16 protein-coding genes are annotated in these 16,480 nt (G+C 58.1%); 10 read left to right on the top strand and 6 right to left on the bottom strand.

Annotation, left to right across the window (positions count from 1 at the left end):
- Positions 1-7: 7 nt before the first annotated feature.
- From kdpB to kdpF, 3 genes are read right to left on the bottom strand one after another with little or no spacing between them, the layout of a single operon-like run.
- Positions 8-2,056, bottom strand: coding sequence for a potassium-transporting ATPase subunit KdpB (gene kdpB / locus OQV00_RS18815; protein WP_015584876.1), 2,049 nt, complete (start codon positions 2,054-2,056; stop codon positions 8-10).
- A 20-nt stretch (positions 2,057-2,076) separates the two neighbouring features.
- Positions 2,077-3,756: a potassium-transporting ATPase subunit KdpA gene (gene kdpA / locus OQV00_RS18810; RefSeq protein WP_266279222.1), complete on the bottom strand. Its 1,680-nt coding sequence runs from the start codon at positions 3,754-3,756 to the stop codon at positions 2,077-2,079.
- Positions 3,756-3,845, bottom strand: a complete 90-nt coding sequence (gene kdpF / locus OQV00_RS18805; protein WP_015584874.1) for a K(+)-transporting ATPase subunit F — start codon at positions 3,843-3,845, stop codon at positions 3,756-3,758. The genes kdpA and kdpF overlap by 1 nt, the downstream gene beginning before the upstream one ends.
- Before the next feature lie 308 nt (positions 3,846-4,153).
- On the opposite strand from kdpF, the gene OQV00_RS18800 reads away from it, so the two are divergent.
- Positions 4,154-4,360, top strand: coding sequence for a DUF2517 family protein (locus OQV00_RS18800; RefSeq protein ID WP_004859627.1), 207 nt, complete (start codon positions 4,154-4,156; stop codon positions 4,358-4,360).
- A gap of 188 nt (positions 4,361-4,548) precedes the next feature.
- A complete protein-coding gene (phrB, locus tag OQV00_RS18795) occupies positions 4,549-5,991 on the top strand; it encodes a deoxyribodipyrimidine photo-lyase (RefSeq protein WP_048024586.1) in 1,443 nt (480 codons plus the stop codon).
- Here the strand turns inward: phrB and dtpD are convergent.
- On the bottom strand, positions 5,963-7,441 hold the full coding sequence (dtpD, locus tag OQV00_RS18790; RefSeq protein WP_004859642.1) for a dipeptide permease DtpD: 1,479 nt from the start codon (positions 7,439-7,441) through the stop codon (positions 5,963-5,965). The two genes, phrB and dtpD, sit on opposite strands and share 29 nt — an antisense overlap.
- Before the next feature lie 270 nt (positions 7,442-7,711).
- On the opposite strand from dtpD, the gene OQV00_RS18785 reads away from it, so the two are divergent.
- The 8 genes from OQV00_RS18785 (at position 7,712) to nei (ending at position 14,034) form a co-directional block, all read left to right on the top strand.
- The gene (locus tag OQV00_RS18785; RefSeq protein ID WP_088402188.1) at positions 7,712-8,455 is read left to right on the top strand and encodes a type 2 GTP cyclohydrolase I; all 744 of its coding nucleotides are present in this window, start codon (positions 7,712-7,714) and stop codon (positions 8,453-8,455) included.
- Between the two features lie 16 nt (positions 8,456-8,471).
- Positions 8,472-9,128 (top strand): 5-oxoprolinase subunit PxpB, encoded by a 657-nt coding sequence (pxpB, locus tag OQV00_RS18780; protein ID WP_015584872.1) that lies wholly within the window; start codon positions 8,472-8,474, stop codon positions 9,126-9,128.
- Positions 9,122-10,054 carry a 5-oxoprolinase subunit PxpC gene (pxpC, locus tag OQV00_RS18775; RefSeq protein ID WP_004859647.1) on the top strand — a complete coding sequence of 311 codons (933 nt, stop codon included), beginning with the start codon at positions 9,122-9,124 and terminating at the stop codon, positions 10,052-10,054. The genes pxpB and pxpC overlap by 7 nt, the downstream gene beginning before the upstream one ends.
- Positions 10,044-10,790, top strand: a complete 747-nt coding sequence (pxpA, locus tag OQV00_RS18770; protein WP_004859649.1) for a 5-oxoprolinase subunit PxpA — start codon at positions 10,044-10,046, stop codon at positions 10,788-10,790. Before pxpC ends, pxpA begins: the two co-directional genes overlap by 11 nt.
- A 62-nt stretch (positions 10,791-10,852) precedes the next feature.
- Positions 10,853-11,581, top strand: a complete 729-nt coding sequence (locus OQV00_RS18765; protein WP_044349707.1) for a DUF969 domain-containing protein — start codon at positions 10,853-10,855, stop codon at positions 11,579-11,581.
- Positions 11,578-12,573 carry a DUF979 domain-containing protein gene (locus tag OQV00_RS18760; RefSeq protein WP_015584870.1) on the top strand — a complete coding sequence of 332 codons (996 nt, stop codon included), beginning with the start codon at positions 11,578-11,580 and terminating at the stop codon, positions 12,571-12,573. Before OQV00_RS18765 ends, OQV00_RS18760 begins: the two co-directional genes overlap by 4 nt.
- 9 nt (positions 12,574-12,582) lie before the next feature.
- Positions 12,583-13,227 (top strand): pyroglutamyl-peptidase I, encoded by a 645-nt coding sequence (gene pcp / locus OQV00_RS18755; RefSeq protein WP_004859654.1) that lies wholly within the window; start codon positions 12,583-12,585, stop codon positions 13,225-13,227.
- Between the two features lie 15 nt (positions 13,228-13,242).
- On the top strand, positions 13,243-14,034 hold the full coding sequence (nei, locus tag OQV00_RS18750; RefSeq protein WP_004859657.1) for an endonuclease VIII: 792 nt from the start codon (positions 13,243-13,245) through the stop codon (positions 14,032-14,034).
- 713 nt (positions 14,035-14,747) lie between these two features.
- Here the strand turns inward: nei and OQV00_RS18745 are convergent.
- Positions 14,748-16,034: a citrate synthase gene (locus OQV00_RS18745; protein ID WP_004859660.1), complete on the bottom strand. Its 1,287-nt coding sequence runs from the start codon at positions 16,032-16,034 to the stop codon at positions 14,748-14,750.
- Positions 16,035-16,215: 181 nt separating this feature from the next.
- A complete protein-coding gene (locus OQV00_RS27270) occupies positions 16,216-16,347 on the bottom strand; it encodes a hypothetical protein (RefSeq protein WP_418325369.1) in 132 nt (43 codons plus the stop codon).
- Between the last annotated feature and the right edge of the window lie 133 nt (positions 16,348-16,480).

Raw genomic sequence — 16,480 nt, 5'->3', positions numbered from 1 at the left:
ATTTTCCTCACAGCAGCCCGGTCAGGGTCAGTAACAGATCGATAGCTTTAATACCGATAAACGGCACCAGCAGCCCACCCAGGCCATAGACCCACAGATTACGGCGCAGCATGGCCGAAGCCGACAGCGGGCGATAGCTCACGCCCTTCAGCGCCAGCGGGATCAGGAAGACGATAATCAGCGCGTTAAAGATAACCGCACTCAGAATCGCCGAGGCAGGCGAATGCAGGTGCATGACGTTGAGCATGGCCAGCTGCGGGTAAACGGCGGCAAAGGCGGCCGGAATAATGGCAAAGTACTTCGCCACGTCGTTGGCAATACTGAAGGTGGTCAACGACCCGCGGGTCATCAGCATCTGCTTACCGATGTGCACCACTTCGATCAGTTTGGTCGGGTTGGAGTCGAGGTCCACCATGTTGCCCGCCTCTTTTGCCGCCTGGGTACCGGAGTTCATCGCCACCGCGACATCGGCCTGAGCCAGCGCCGGGGCATCATTAGTACCGTCGCCGGTCATCGCCACCAGACGACCTTCGGACTGGTACTGACGGATCAGCGCCAGTTTGGCTTCCGGCGTCGCTTCGGCAAGGAAATCATCGACCCCCGCTTCAGCGGCAATCGCCGCTGCGGTGAGGCGGTTATCGCCGGTAATCATGACCGTTTTAATGCCCATCTTGCGCAGTTGAGCAAAGCGCTCCTTAATTCCGCCTTTAACGATATCTTTCAGCGAAATAACGCCCAGCACGTGTTTGCCTTCCGCGACCACCAGCGGTGTCGCCCCCTGGCGGGCAACATCTTCCACCTGTTTGTCGACGTCCGCCGGGAAGTGGCCGCCGTTAGCCTCGACATGGCGACGAATGGCGTCGACGGAGCCTTTGCGGATCATCCGCCGATCGATATTAATCCCGCTCATGCGCGTCTGGGCGGTGAAGGGGACGAAGGTCGCTTGCAGCGACTGCAGATCCCGCTCGCGCAGGTTAAAGCGCTGTTTTGCCAGTATCACGATGCTGCGACCTTCCGGCGTTTCATCGGCCAGAGATGAGAGCTGGGCGGCGTCGGCAAGGGTTTTTTCTTCTACGCCTTCCGCAGGTAAAAACGCGGAGGCCTGGCGGTTACCGAGGGTAATCGTCCCGGTTTTATCCAGCAGTAAGACGTCAACGTCGCCGGCGGCTTCTACCGCGCGTCCGCTGGTGGCGATGACGTTGGCGCCCAGCATACGGCTCATCCCGGCGACGCCGATCGCCGAGAGCAGTCCGCCGATCGTGGTCGGAATCAGGCACACCAGCAGCGCCACCAGCACCGTCACGCTGACCGCATTGCCGCTCCAGGCGGAGAACGGCCAGATGGTGGCGGTGGCCAGCAGGAACACCAGCGTGAGGGCGATCAGCAGGATCGTCAGCGCAATTTCATTCGGCGTTTTGCGGCGCTGAGCGCCTTCGACCATGGCGATCATCCGATCAAGGAACGTTTCACCGGGGTTCACGCTACAGCGGATCACCAGCCAGTCAGAAAGAATGCGCGTCCCGCCGGTAACCGATGCAAAGTCGCCGCCGGATTCGCGGATCACCGGAGCGGATTCACCGGTGATGGCGCTTTCGTCCACCGAGGCGCCGCCTTCAATGACCTCCCCGTCGCAGGGAATAATATCGCCTGCTTCCACCAGCACCACATCGCCTTTGCGTAGGTCATCGGCCGGAATATGGTCGACAGGCGCGTCATGCTGCGGCGCGCGCAGCTTGCGAGCAAAAGCGGTTTTTTTCACCCCTTTCAGACTGTTGGCCTGCGCTTTGCTGCGGCCTTCAGCCATCGCTTCGGCGAAGTTGGCGAACAGTACGGTAAACCACAGCCAGATACTCACGGCGGCGGTAAAAGCGGCGCTGCCGGCGAGATGCCCGCTGGCCATCGCCACGGCCAGCAGCGTGGTTATCAGGCTACCCGTCCAGACGATGAACATCACCGGGTTGCGCCACTGCACCGTCGGGCTCAGTTTTTTCACTGCATCCAGCAGCGCCTGGCGCACCAGCGTCGGCTCGAGCAGGGCTAATTGTTTGCGACTCATAACAGGGTGCTCCGCATCACTTAAAGTAAGGAGAAGTGTTCCGCCAACGGGCCGAGCGCCAGGGCAGGAATAAAGGTCAGGGCGCCAACCAGCAGCACGGTACCGATCAGCAGACCGATAAACAGCACATCGTGGGTGGCAAGGGTGCCGGAACTGGTCGGCTGGATCTTTTTACTCACCAGAGAACCGGCGATAGCCATCACAGGCACGATGACCGCGAAACGACCGAACAGCATGCAAAACGCCAGCAGCAGGTTCCAGAATGGCGTTGCTGCGCCGAGGCCGGCGAAGGCGCTGCCGTTGTTATTGGCGGCGGAGGTGACGGCATACAGCACTTCGCTAAAGCCGTGCGGTCCCGGGTTAAACATCCCCGCGCGTCCGGCCTCGGTCATCATCGCCAGCGCGGTACCCAGCAGGACCAGAGTGGGCGTCACGAGGATGGCCAGGGCGATCATTTTCATTTCGCGCACATCGATCTTCTTGCCGAGATACTCCGGCGTCCGGCCGATCATCAGCCCGGCGATAAAGACCGCCAGCATGACGAACAGCAGCATGCCGTACAGCCCCGAGCCCACGCCGCCGAAGACCACTTCGCCGATCTGCATCAGCCACATCGGTACCATGCCGCCCAGCGCAGTGAAGGAGTCGTGCATGGCGTTGACCGCGCCGCAGGAGGCGGCGGTGGTGACAACCGCGAACAGGCTGCTGGCGAGAATGCCAAAGCGACTCTCTTTGCCTTCCATATTCAGGCTGCTGTCCGTCCCCAGCTGCAGCAGGTGAGGGTTACCGTGGGTTTCTGCCCACATCACCACCGCGACGCAGACGAAAAAGATCAGCGCCATGGCCCACAAAATCGCGTGTCCCTGGCGGCGATCGCCGACGACGTCGCCAAAAGCAAAGCACAGCGCGGCCGGGATCAAAAAGATCGCCAGCATTTGCACTATGTTGCTCAGCGCCGTCGGGTTTTCAAACGGGTGCGATGAGTTGGCGTTAAAGAACCCGCCGCCGTTAGTACCCAGCATTTTGATCGCTTCCTGCGAAGCGACCGGCCCCATTGGCAGCGACTGGTGCACGCCTTCCAGCGTGGTGAAGGCCTGATACGGCAGAAAGTTTTGCGGCACGCCCTGCTGAATAAAGAACACGGCGATCAGCAGTGAAATCGGCAGCAGCAGCCATAGGGTAATGCGGGTGAGATCGACCCAGGCGTTGCCAAGGGTGCTGACCTGCTGACGCGACCAGGCGCGGGTGAAGGCAAAAATCACCGCGATGCCGGTTGCCGCCGACAGGAAGTTTTGCACCGTCAGACCGGCCATCTGGCTGAGGTAGCTCAGGGTACTTTCTCCGGCATAGGCCTGCCAGTTGGTGTTGCTGACGAAACTCACCGCCGTATTCAGCGCCAGATCCCATGAGAGGCCGGGAAGATGCTGAGGGTTGAGCGGCAGTGCGCCCTGAGACATCAGCAGGGCGAACAGCCCCACCAGCCCTACGCCATTAAACAGCAGAATGGCGAGCAGATACTGGCACCAGTTCATCTCCTGGGGACGAATCCCCGAGAGCCGCCAAATGCCGCGCTCAATGCCGGCAAGCACCGGCAGCGGGGTATCGTTGATCATTCTGGCCAGCAACGTCCCCGTCGGGCGAGCCAGCACCATCAGCAGCAGAAGAAAACTGGCGATAAGTAAAAATCCTTGTGCGGCCATCAGAATGCCTCCGCATTTATCAGGGCATAGACCAAATAGGCCAGCAACAGGAATACCAGCGCCACGCCAGCAATTACGCCTGCACTCACAATCCACCTCCGGGTGTTTTTACGATTTACCCGGAGGATAGAAATTCTGGTGCAAAGATTTTGCAAAAATCAGAACCGGCGGTGTAAAAAAAATATAAAAATCAGCAAAACCACAAATTAACCAATGATTAGTATTAATTTAACTTTTTTGTAACTCAATTACCGGATGAATGTAAATAAAGACGAAACGAGCTGTTTTTAGTGGTCGGATGAGTAGTAAAATTACATACAAAGCGGTATTATTTTAGCCAGAGATACATTGACACTTTACCGGCGTCGCTTGCCGGCCTGACTAAGGGAGAGAAATTATGGCGTTGTATAAAACTTATCCTGCTCACGTTGTCTTTTTACGTCGTGCTTTCGCCGTCGTGGCTGGCGTAGCAGCACTTCCGGTGATGCTGTTCTGGAAAGACCGGGCCCGCTATTACAGCTGGCTGCACCGCGTATGGGCAAAAACCAGCGAACAGCCGGTGTGGATGGCGCAGGCTGAAAAAGCCGCCGCTGACTTTTACTGATCGCGCCCCCCAGACTGCATAACCGCCGGTTCTCCGGCGGTTTTTTTTTGCCCGGTCAGACGACCTCTGCTTGCGCCTGCGCGCCTCCTGCAACACTCTATATCTGAATTTCCTGATGCTTCCCTCGCGGGCTACGTACCCGGCCGGGAGGTATCGAATCCATGAATGTTACTGATTGCAGGAGTTTTATGGCCACTCATCTGGTTTGGTTTCGCGCTGACCTACGTATCCATGACAACCTGGCGCTTGCCGCCGCCTGTCGCGATCCGCATGCCCGCGTGCTGGCGCTGTTTATCGCCACGCCGGGCCAGTGGCATCAGCACGGTATGGCGCCGCGGCAGGCGGCATTTATCGTCCGCCATCTGCGTAGCCTGCAGTCAGCTCTTGCCGAGCGAGGAATTGCGTTGCAGGTGGCGGAGGCGGCGGATTTTTCGGCCAGCGTCCAGCTGCTGGCTGACTATTGCGCGCAGCAGCAGGTCAGCCACCTGTTTTATAACTACCAGTACGAAATCAACGAGCGTCAGCGCGATGCGGCGGTGGAAAAGCGGCTGAGCGGCGTGGTATGTCACGGGTTTGACGATGCGCTTTTACTGTCCCCAGGCAGCGTGCTGACCGGGAATCACGAAATGTATAAGGTGTTTACGCCCTTTAAAAATGCCTTTCTCCGTCGGTTGCGCGAGGCGCTGCCGGAGTGCGTGGCCGCACCGACGGTACGTGGTCACGGCCCCCTGACGCCAGCGCCGCTGCCGGAGATCCGCTATCCGCAGGAGGCTTTTGATCCCCACCTTTTTGCCGACGATGAGAAAACGGCTATCGCCCGACTGCGCCGTTTCTGCCAGCAAAAAGCCGCCGATTATGACCAGCAGCGTGATTTCCCCGCCACGGAAGGCACCAGCCGGCTGTCGCCATGTCTGGCCGTAGGCGTTCTTTCCCCGCGCCAGTGCCTGCATCGACTGCTGGCTGAGCAGCCGGCGGCGCTCGACGGTGAAGCAGGCTCCGTCTGGCTAAACGAACTGATCTGGCGGGAGTTTTACCGACATTTGATGGTGTTCTACCCGGACTTATGCAAAGGTCGCCCGTTCATTGCCTGGACCGATAACGTGACATGGCGTGACGATGTGCAAGGATTAGAGGCGTGGCAAGCCGGGAAAACGGGTTTTCCGATCGTCGATGCCGCGATGCGCCAGCTCAATGCCACGGGCTGGATGCATAACCGGCTGCGGATGATTGCCGCCAGTTTTCTGGTCAAGGACCTGCGTATCGACTGGCGCGCGGGCGAGCGCTATTTTATCAACCAGCTGATTGATGGCGACCTGGCGGCGAATAACGGCGGGTGGCAGTGGGCAGCGTCGACAGGCACCGACGCCGCCCCTTATTTTCGTATATTTAATCCGACCACCCAGGGAGAGAAGTTCGATAAGGCCGGGGCATTTATTCGGCAGTGGCTGCCAGAGCTGGCCGATGTCCCTGATAACGCGCTGCATCAGCCGTGGATCTGGGCCGATAAACAGAGGGTGAGCCTGAACTATCCGCGTCCGCTGGTCGATCACAAGCAGGCGCGACTGGAGACGTTGGCGGCCTGGGAGGCCGCCAGTAAAAGCCTTACTCCACGGCCAGGGCGCGGGTCCTGACCCGCAGGGCGTGATACAGCCAGATTATCAGCACCAGGCCGACACAGGCTAAAGCCCCCCAGGTGATTTGGCTGAACACGTTGATATAGGCATCAATGGCGTAGCTGGTCGCACCGGCTTCATCGAACGCACCCTGTGCTGTCTGGTCGGCAATCACGCCGGCCAGATAGTTGGCGATGGCGCCGGAGAGCAGCATATAGATGCCGGTCAGCACGCCGGTCACGCCGGGGATTTCGATACGGGTGATTTGCGACATCGCCACCGGGTCGATAAACAGTTCGGCAAAGCCCATTACCGCGAGGCCCAGTACCATCAGCGGCATCGACGATTGTCCGTAGGCGGCCGACCAGCGTGCGCTCAGAGTCAGAATGCAGAAGCCGGCGCTCATCAGCCCCAGACCCAGCGCAAATTTACCCCAGATCCGCACGGTACGGTTGCCGTTGATATTCTCTTTCACCAGCCAGGCCAGCACCATTCCGCAGAGCATGACCGCAAAGGCGTTCACCGACTGGAACATCGCGGTCGGGACCTCATAACTCATGATATGCCGGTTCACGAAGCGGTCGATATACAGGCTGATGGAGCTGCCGCCCTGCTGAGCGAAAGCCCAGAACAGCAGGCTGAATCCGGTCAGGACGATAATGAGTCGCAGGTCTCGACGCTGTTTGGCCGTCTCTGCCCGCCGATAAATTCTGGCCAGTACCACCAGGCCGACAATCGTCGCCACGATCAGCGCATAGACCGACCACTCCTGCCAGAACAGTACGGTGATCAGCAGCGGGGCCACGATCAGCAGAACCAGCAGCCAGCCCCAGTTGGGCAGCATAAAGCGGCGCGCGCAGAGCGCCTGGCGATTGACGCCCGAGGTGTGACGGAAATGGCGACTGCCGCAGAGGAAAATCACCAGTCCGGCAATCATCCCGACGGCGGCGAGGGCGAAGCCCATGGCCCAGCTGTACTCTTCCTGCACATATCCGCAGGCGATGGGGGCGACGATCGAGCCGATATTCCCCGCCGCATACATCAGCGAGAAGCCGCCATCGCGGCGTGGATCGGTGGGTTCGTACAGCTCTCCCAACAGGCAGCTGACGTTGGATTTAAACAATCCGTAGCCGCAGACGATGATGGCGAGCGACAGATAGAGGAAGGTTGGCGCAATTTCGCTGGCACCCAACACCAAATGGCCAATGGCCATCAACAACGCGCCGAGCATCACCGCCATTCGGTTGCCGAGGAGCTTATCGGCCAGGAAACCGCCGAGAATCGGCGTGACGTAGACCAGAGAGCAGTATGCGCTGAAGAGGGCGTAGGCGTGGCTATCGTCGTACTTAAGCTGATTGGTGAGATACAAAATCAGCAGCGCCCGCATCCCGTAAAAACTGAAGTATTCCCAAATTTGCAGCGCGACGACGTAATAGATTGCGCGCGGTTGCGATGATTGTCTGTTCATGTAACGCCTGGTTCCTGCCGTAAAACGAAAGTCGATCTTTCTGCATGAATAGCGGTTTAGCAGTGTTATTCATGGCCTTAAAGGCTTTCTGGTTATTTAATATGCTTTTATAATGCATAAATATACACGAATGCATCACGGGGTGGGTAGACAAATTGCGGGATTAAGCTAAAAGTCAAACGAGCGTCTCTCACGCAGAGGCTATCGACGATCTACGCGGATACCGCTATGTTATGCCTGTGCACAAAATGATGACCTGATGGAGCGGCAATGAAAAATAGCGAACTGGAACAACTGATTAACGAAAAGCTCAATAGCGCGACATTCAGCGACTACGCGCCAAATGGCCTTCAGGTGGAAGGGCGTGAGACGGTGCAAAAAATTGTCACCGGCGTCACCGCCAGCCAGGCGCTGTTGGACGAGGCCGTGCGTCTGCAGGCAGATGCGGTGATCGTCCATCATGGTTATTTCTGGAAAGGTGAATCGCCGGTGATTCGCGGCATTAAGCGCCAGCGCCTGAAGACGCTGCTGGCAAATGATATCAACCTCTATGGCTGGCATCTGCCGCTGGATGCCCACCCGGAGCTGGGGAATAACGTCCAGCTGGCGCAGCTGCTGGGGATCACCGTCATGGGGGAAATTGAGCCGCTGGTCCCGTGGGGAGAGCTGTCGATGCCGGTTTCCGGGCTGGAGCTGGCTTCGTGGATTGAGGCGCGCCTGGGGCGCAAGCCGCTGTGGTGCGGTGATACCGGGCCAGATAAAGTGTCCCGTGTCGCCTGGTGTACCGGCGGCGGCCAGAGCTTTATTGACAGCGCCGCTCGCTTTGGCGTCGATGCGTTTATTACCGGTGAAGTCTCGGAGCAAACTGTCCACTCCGCGCGCGAGCAGTCCCTGCATTTTTATGCTGCCGGACACCATGCCACCGAACGCGGCGGTATTCGCGCGTTGAGCGAATGGCTGACGGAAAATACCGATCTGGATGTGACCTTTATTGATATTCCCAACCCGGCCTGATGAGAGAGAAAGAAAAGTGCAGCGAGCGCGTTGTTACATGTTAGGCGAAACCGCCGTGGTTCTGGAGCTCGAACCCCCGGTCACGCTGGAAAGTCAAAAGCGTATCTGGCGCCTGGCTCAGAGACTGGCGGATCACGAAGAGGTCCTGGATGCGATACCGGGGATGAACAATATTACCGTGGTCCTGCGCCATCCGCAGGAGATGGCATGGGATGCGATTGAGCAGTTGCAGCGCTGGTGGGAGGAGAGCGAGGCGCTTGAGCCACAGTCGCGGCTGATGACCATTCCGGTTATCTACGGCGGCGAAGACGGCCCCGACCTGGCGAATGTGGCGCTTCACAGCGGGTTGACTGAACAGCAGGTTGTCGAATTGCACGCCTCCGTCGAGTACGTGGTGTGGTTTCTTGGTTTCCAGCCGGGATTTCCTTATCTCGGCGGACTGCCGGAGCGTTTAGCGATGCCGCGACATGCGGAACCGCGTCTGCGGGTCCCCGCCGGCTCTGTCGGCATCGGCGGCGCGCAAACCGGCGTGTATCCGCTGGCGACTCCGGGTGGATGGCAGCTGCTGGGCCGTACGCCGCTGGCGCTCTTTGATCCATTGCGTCAGGAGCCCGTGCTGCTGCGTTCCGGCGATCGAGTCCGCTTTGTGCCGCAAAAGGAGGGGGTATGTTGAAGATGATCCGCGCCGGAATGTACTCTTCGGTACAGGATGGCGGACGTGAAGGACAGCGACAGTCGGGGATCAGTCTCTGCGGTGCGCTGGATAAACCCTCGCTGGTGATTGCTAACCTGCTGGTCGGCAACGCGGGAAATGCTGCCGCGCTGGAGATTACGCTCGGCCAGGTGGATATTCAGTTTGAACGTGACTGCTGGTTTGCGCTGACCGGTGCCGCCTGTGAAGCAATGCTGGACGGCGAGCCGGTATGGGTCGGCTGGCGAATGGCGGCGAAGGCCGGACAGCATCTGGTGCTTAAAACCCCGCAGTATGGGATCCGCAGCTATCTGGCGGTAGCCGGGGGCATTGACGTTCCGGAGGTGCTCGGTTCGCGCTGTACCGATCTAAAAGTCGGCATTGGCGGCCTTGAAGGGCGACGCCTGCAGGATGGCGATCGGCTGAAGCTGGGAAAAGCGTCCCGACGATTCAGTACGTCGCGGGGCGTTAAGTCACTGCCGATCGGCAATCGCATCCGCGCGTTACCGGGGCCGGAGTACCATGAATTTGATCGGGCCTCGCAAGGGGCGTTCTGGCGTTCCCCCTGGCAGCTTAGCGCCCAGAGCAACCGGATGGGATATCGTCTGCAGGGCCAACCGCTTACGCGCACCACCCATCGCGAAATGTTTTCGCACGGCCTGCTGCCGGGGGTGGTACAGGTTCCGCATAACGGTCAGCCGATTGTCTTGATGAACGATGCGCAGACCACCGGCGGCTATCCGCGAATCGCCTGCATTATCGACGCTGATATGTACCAGCTGGCGCAAATTCCGCTAGGCCAGCCGATTCATTTTGTTCCGTGCACGCTGGAAGAGGCGTTGAAAGCACGTGCGGATCAGCAGCGCTATCTGGAACAACTGGCATGGAGACTGAGCGATGATCATTGATTTAAATGCCGATCTGGGGGAAGGCTGTGCGAGCGATAGCGCGTTGTTACAGCTGGTCTCCTCCGCCAATATCGCCTGCGGTTTTCATGCCGGCGATGCGTTACTGATGCATAAATGCGTGCGCGAGGCGTTGAAAAACGGCGTGGCCGTCGGGGCGCATCCCAGCTTTCCCGATCGGGAAAACTTTGGCCGCACCGCAATGCAGCTGCCGCCGGAGACGGTCTATGCCCAGATGCTGTATCAGATTGGCGCGCTGGCGGCGATCGTGCGCGCGGAAGGCGGCGAACTGAAGCACGTGAAGCCGCACGGTATGCTCTACAACCAGGCGGCAAAAGAGGCGCCGCTGGCCGATGCGATTGCCCGGGCTGTGCGAGATTTCGATCCTGCGCTGATCCTGGTCGGGCTGGCCGGCAGCGAATTAATTCGCGCCGGACAACATTACAAGTTGGTCACGCGGCAGGAGGTCTTTGCCGATCGCGGGTACCTGGCTGACGGTAGCCTGGTGCCGCGTTCACAGCCCGGGGCACTTATCGACAGCGAAGAGCAGGCGTTGGCGCAGACCCTGGAAATGGTGCAGCATAATCGGGTACGCAGTCTCACCGGTGAATGGGCGCATGTTATCGCTGACACCGTGTGTCTTCACGGTGACGGTGAACATGCGCTGGATTTTGCGCGCCGTTTGCGTGCGGCTTTTGCCGGACGCAATATTCAGGTCAGCGCGGAAACAGAAGAATAAAACAATAATTATTAAGGCATTACAGCACTCACAACAACACTCACAACTAACAGGACGTTATCATGGGAGAAGCGATATCTCTCTGGCCGCTGATCGGCATTGCCGTGATTGTGGTCGGATTTGTTTTGCGTTTTAATCCGGTTTTAGTGGTCATTATCTCTGGAATTGTTACCGGCGTGGCGGCGCAAATGCCCATCGCCACCATTCTGGAAAAGCTGGGGGAGGGGTTTCTTAACACCCGCAACCTGCCATTTATTCTCTTGCTGCCGCTGGCGGTCATTGGGCTACTTGAACGGCATGGCCTGAAAGAGCGCGCCCAGGCGTGGATCGCGAAGATCCACAGCGCCACCGCCGGACGTCTGCTGATCGTCTACCTGTTCGTGCGCGAAGCGACGGCTGCGCTGGGGTTAACCAGCCTGGGGGGCCATCCGCAAATGGTGCGTCCGCTGCTGGCGCCGATGGCGGAAGGGGCGGCGGAAAAAACGTTAGGTCCGCTTCCCGGCAGCATTCGCTATCGCTTACGCGCGATGTCGGCGGCGACGGACAACGTCGGCCTGTTCTTTGGCGAAGACATTTTCGTCGCCTTCGGCGCCATCATCTTTATGCACAACTTTATGCTGGAGTCCGGTGGGATCCAGACCGAACCGCTGCATATTGCCCTGTGGGGGATCCCGACGGCGATTTGCGCCTTCGCGATCCATTCCGCGCGTCTGTGGCGACTCGATCGTCACCTGCAGCGCGAGCTGGATAAACTGCACGCCGCCGCACAGGCGAAAGGCGGTGTCGCATGAATTTTCAACAAACCTGGCTCTACTGGCTGGCGGGTGTCGTTCTGCTGGTGGTCGCGGTCATGTCATGGCGCGACAAAAGCAACCCTCGTCGCCTGACCACCGGCCTGTTCTGGGGGCTGTATGGTCTGCTGTTCCTGCTTGGCGACTGGACTTATCAGCTGGTAGACGACAAGCGCTCGGTCAATATTGCCGTCGGCGTTGCCGTCGTGGCGCTGGCGCTGATCGCCGGTTTTGGCGGTGTCAGGCTGGGTAGCTATCACCAGCGCACCGAGGAAGAGCGAACCGCCAGCGCGACCCGCCTGGGTAACCGGCTGTTTTATCCGGCGCTGGCTATTCCGGTTGTCACGGTGATCGGGGTGCTGCTGTTTAATAACCTGCCATCGTGGCAAGTCCGGGTGTTTGGCCCGGGTAATCATGCCACGCTGATTACGCTGTTTTCGATGACCGCCGGGACGCTGATCGGCCTGATGATGGCGATTCGCATGACCCGGGAAAAGGTCGCGCAGCCGCTGCAGGAGGCGCGTCGTCTGCTGGATTCGGTAGGCTGGGCGTTTATTTTGCCGCAGATCCTGGCGGTGCTGGGGCTGCTGTTTACCACTGCCGGAGTGGGTAGCAGTATTGCCTGGCTCACCGAGCATTATCTGGCGGTGGACAGCCGCTTTGTCGCTGTGGCGGTCTACACCATCGGCATGGCGCTGCTGACGATGGTCATGGGCAATGCGTTTGCCGCCTTCCCGATTGTCACGGCGGGGATTGGTATTCCGATTCTGGTGCTTCAGCACGGCGGTAATCCGGCGGTGATGGCGGCGATCGGTATGTTCTCCGGCTACTGCGGCACCCTGATGACGCCGATGGCGGCAAACTTCAACATCGTGCCGGCGGCGCTGCTGGAACTGCCGGATAAAAATGCGGTGATTAAGGCTCAGATTCCGACCGGCGTACTGCTGCTGATCGTCAACGTATTTCTACTCTATTTCCTGATGTTCCTGTAAGGAGGAAAGATGGCGGGCGTATTAATCACCGGGTTTGAACCCTTTGGCGGTGAGGCGGTGAACCCTTCATGGGAAGTGGTGAAGCAGCTTGATGGCGCGATGGTGGCCGGTGAGCGTGTGGTCGCGCGACAGCTGCCCTGTGTATTTGGTGAGGCTCTGACGGCGCTGTATGCGGCGCTGGATGAGCATCAACCGGTGTTAACGATAGCGGTCGGGCAGGCGGGTGGTCGTGTCGATATTACCGTCGAACGTGTCGCGATAAACGTCGATGATGCGCGTATTGCCGATAATAAAGGCCAGCAGCCGGTTGACGTGCCGGTAGTGGCCGACGGTCCGGCGGCCTGGTTCAGCAGCCTGCCGGTGAAAGCAATTGTCGCGGCGCTGCGCGAGCAGGGCATACCGGCATCGGTGTCGCAAACGGCGGGGACATTCGTCTGCAACCATGTGATGTATGGTCTGCTGCATGCATTAAACGGGCGAAGCGGGGCAAAAGGCGGCTTTATCCATATTCCGTACCTCCCGGAGCAGGCGGCCGCCCATCCGGGTGAGGCGAGTATGGCGGTACAAACGGTCCGTGCGGCGCTGGAGACGGCGATTGCCGTCTCCCTGCGCCAGGAGGGAGATGTGAAAATTGTCGGCGGTGCGACGCACTAACAGAAGGACGCTATTATGCCGGAAGGTCCGGAGATCCGCCGCGCGGCGGATAGCCTGGAGGCGGCGGTCAAAGGCGAACCTCTTACCGATGTCTGGTTCGCTTTTCCGCAGCTACAGGTGTATCAGGCTCCGCTGGTGGGCCAGCGGGTAACCCACATAGAAACCCGCGGCAAAGCGCTGTTGACGCATTTCTCCGGCGGGTTGACGCTCTACAGTCATAATCAGCTGTACGGCGTCTGGCGCGTGGTGGAGGCGGGCGAACAGCCGGTCAGCAACCGCGTGCTGCGGGTCAGGCTGCAGACGGCGGAGAAGGCGATTTTGCTCTATAGCGCGTCGGATATCGCTATTCTGACGCCGGAGCAGCTGGCTACCCATCCGTTTTTATTGCGGGTTGGACCCGATGTGCTGGATATGACGCTGACCGCGGAATCGGTCAAAGCTCGCCTGCTGTCGGCCAGATTCCGCCGACGGCAGTTTTCCGCTTTGTTGCTGGATCAGGCGTTTCTGGCCGGACTGGGAAACTATTTACGGGTGGAGATTCTCTGGCAGGTCGGGTTGAGCGGGCGGCATAACGCATCGGCGCTCGATGATAAGCAGCTCGACGCCCTGGCCCATGCGCTGCTGGATATTCCGCGCCTGTCGTATCGCACCCGCGGGGCGGTGGATGAGAATAAACATCATGGCGCGCTGTTCCGCTTTAACGTTTTCCATCGTGATGGCGAAATCTGCGAGCGCTGCGGCGGGATTATCGAGAAAACGATGCTCGCGTCGCGACCGTTTTACTGGTGTCCGGGGTGCCAGCATTAGCGATACGTTGTTCGCTTTTTAAGCTATCGTGCCCGTCTTTCGTGCCGGGCGTTTACGGGTCGGTTGACCAATCCGGCAGTGGTGTAAGAGTCAGTTATCCCAATGAGGTTGCCGATTTTTTATGCGACGCTGTCAGGTTTTCAACATCTTTGCAGGAGTTTCTGTCCCGTCGTTCGCTGTTAAGCCAGGGATATTGTTTTTACGCTGGTTTGTGCGAAAGGGGTCTATCGCGTGGGTTCCGTGGAGTATATCGTTCACTTTTGTGGCATGTTCCGTTCACGGTGAATCCGCCACTTTTCTTACACCCGCTGCGGGTGAACGGCATGGGGGGCGTTTCGCTCGCCCCCCATGACCCCCGGCATTGCGCTGAAAACGGCCGCTACGCGGTATGCTCCACTCCGGCTTCATCTGGCGGACCGGGCCGGACTCGACGTCCCTGTCTCGACCGATCCTCTGACCACCGTCATGGCGGTCAGTCCTGGATGTGCGCCTGCGTTCCCGCCCGTTCACCTGTCGCGCAGGAAACAGTCGCGTGCGGAACCTCACGTGAACGGAATATTCCACAGAACACATGCCCCGAAGTACGAAAATTACTTTCGCGCCAACCACCGTTTACCGGCATCGCCCTGGTCCACGATAAACAAAAAAAAGCTGGCCACCTTAAGTGGCCAGCATGACGTTCGCAGACGCGTTTTTTGTCTTCAGGATCGAACTTAGCCTTTGGCCACGTCGGATTTGAAGTCGCGTTTTTCGTAGCCGGTATACAGCTGACGCGGACGCGCGATTTTCATGCCGTCGCTGTGCATTTCGTTCCAGTGAGCAATCCAGCCTACGGTACGCGCCATCGCGAAGATAACGGTAAACATGGAGGACGGAATACCCATCGCTTTCAGAATGATACCGGAGTAGAAATCGACGTTCGGGTAGAGTTTCTTCTCGATGAAGTACGGGTCGTTGAGCGCGATGTGCTCAAGTTCCATGGCCACTTCCAGCAGATCGTCTTTGGTGCCCAGTTCTTTCAGCACTTCATGGCAGGTTTCACGCATTACGGTGGCGCGCGGGTCGTAGTTTTTGTACACGCGGTGGCCGAAGCCCATCAGACGGAAAGAGTCGTTTTTGTCTTTCGCGCGACGGACAAATTCCGGAATGTGCTCAACGGAACTGATCTCTTCCAGCATCTTCAGCGCTGCTTCGTTCGCGCCACCGTGCGCCGGTCCCCACAGGGAGGCGATGCCCGCAGCGATACAGGCGAACGGGTTCGCGCCAGAAGAACCTGCGGTACGGACGGTGGAGGTGGATGCGTTCTGTTCGTGGTCAGCGTGCAGGATCAGGATACGGTCCATGGCGCGTTCCAGTACCGGGTTAACCTCGTAGGTTTCACACGGCGTGGAGAACATCATATTCAGGAAGTTGCCCGCGTAAGAGAGGTCGTTGCGCGGATAAACGAAAGGCTGGCCGATTGAATATTTGTAACACATTGCTGCCATTGTCGGCATTTTGGACAGCAGGCGATAGGCGGCGATTTCACGGTGGCGCGGATTGTTGACATCCAGGGAGTCGTGATAGAACGCGGCCAGCGCGCCGGTGATACCGCACATCACCGCCATCGGGTGAGAGTCACGGCGAAACGCGTGGAACAGACGGGTAATCTGCTCGTGGATCATGGTGTGGCGGGTAACGATGGTCTTGAATTCGTTGTACTGTTCCTGGTTCGGCTTTTCACCGTTCAGCAGGATGTAACACACTTCGAGGTAGTTGGACTCGGTCGCTAACTGATCGATCGGGAAACCACGGTGGAGCAGGATACCTTCATCACCATCGATAAAGGTGATTTTAGATTCACATGATGCGGTGGAAGTGAAACCAGGGTCAAAGGTGAATACGCCTTTTGATCCAAGACTACGAATATCAATAACATCCTGACCGAGCGTGCCCTTTAGCACATCCAGTTCAATAGCAGTATCACCGCCTAGGGTGATTTTTGCTTTAGCATCAGACATTTATGGTCTCCTTAGCGCCTTTATTGCGTAAGACTGCCGGGTGTGGATTTGCCTTCGGCCCGTGCCTGACTACGTTACCAGTTTGTTATGTTGCACACAGCTCTGCGTCAGCGGAAATTGCAGGGTACAGAGCAAAGGCGCTTGATGGTACGTCTTCAGCCTACGACGAAACAGCAGCAAATCAGCGTTTTAGCAGTCCGAATTTAAAAATCTGTATACCACTAATAACTGTCCTGATTACATCGGTCAATACCATCACACTGTTGCATAACTTATTCTCAGGTGAAAGAGTGACCCCATAACTTTTGAGCATTATTGCATTTATCTGGTAATGGTTGTAACAAGAATGTTTAATATTTGTCAAATCAGGTGATTAAAATTTAAAATAATGTTGTTATCGTGACATCGATCACTGTTCCGGACAAAACCCGACAAACTATATGTAG

The organism is Klebsiella sp. DY2415 (assembly GCF_026314315.1).
GTDB lineage: Bacteria > Pseudomonadota > Gammaproteobacteria > Enterobacterales > Enterobacteriaceae > Klebsiella > Klebsiella ornithinolytica.
Note: the sequence above shows the minus strand (reverse complement) of the source record. Positions and strands in the feature narration are given on the sequence as shown.

What these genes read in the sequence shown, in the direction of transcription:
- dtpD (WP_004859642.1), bottom strand. Translation starts at nt 7,441, where the DNA reads ATGAACAGACAATCATCGCAACCGCGCGCAATCTATTACGTCGTCGCG.
- nei (WP_004859657.1), top strand. Translation starts at nt 13,243, where the DNA reads ATGCCGGAAGGTCCGGAGATCCGCCGCGCGGCGGATAGCCTGGAGGCG.
- pxpA (WP_004859649.1), top strand. Translation starts at nt 10,044, where the DNA reads ATGATCATTGATTTAAATGCCGATCTGGGGGAAGGCTGTGCGAGCGAT.
- OQV00_RS18745 (WP_004859660.1), bottom strand. Translation starts at nt 16,034, where the DNA reads ATGTCTGATGCTAAAGCAAAAATCACCCTAGGCGGTGATACTGCTATT.
- pxpC (WP_004859647.1), top strand. Translation starts at nt 9,122, where the DNA reads ATGTTGAAGATGATCCGCGCCGGAATGTACTCTTCGGTACAGGATGGC.
- phrB (WP_048024586.1), top strand. Translation starts at nt 4,549, where the DNA reads ATGGCCACTCATCTGGTTTGGTTTCGCGCTGACCTACGTATCCATGAC.
- pcp (WP_004859654.1), top strand. Translation starts at nt 12,583, where the DNA reads ATGGCGGGCGTATTAATCACCGGGTTTGAACCCTTTGGCGGTGAGGCG.
- kdpA (WP_266279222.1), bottom strand. Translation starts at nt 3,756, where the DNA reads ATGGCCGCACAAGGATTTTTACTTATCGCCAGTTTTCTTCTGCTGCTG.
- OQV00_RS18785 (WP_088402188.1), top strand. Translation starts at nt 7,712, where the DNA reads ATGAAAAATAGCGAACTGGAACAACTGATTAACGAAAAGCTCAATAGC.
- OQV00_RS27270 (WP_418325369.1), bottom strand. Translation starts at nt 16,347, where the DNA reads ATGCTCAAAAGTTATGGGGTCACTCTTTCACCTGAGAATAAGTTATGC.
- OQV00_RS18760 (WP_015584870.1), top strand. Translation starts at nt 11,578, where the DNA reads ATGAATTTTCAACAAACCTGGCTCTACTGGCTGGCGGGTGTCGTTCTG.
- OQV00_RS18800 (WP_004859627.1), top strand. Translation starts at nt 4,154, where the DNA reads ATGGCGTTGTATAAAACTTATCCTGCTCACGTTGTCTTTTTACGTCGT.
- OQV00_RS18765 (WP_044349707.1), top strand. Translation starts at nt 10,853, where the DNA reads ATGGGAGAAGCGATATCTCTCTGGCCGCTGATCGGCATTGCCGTGATT.
- kdpB (WP_015584876.1), bottom strand. Translation starts at nt 2,056, where the DNA reads ATGAGTCGCAAACAATTAGCCCTGCTCGAGCCGACGCTGGTGCGCCAG.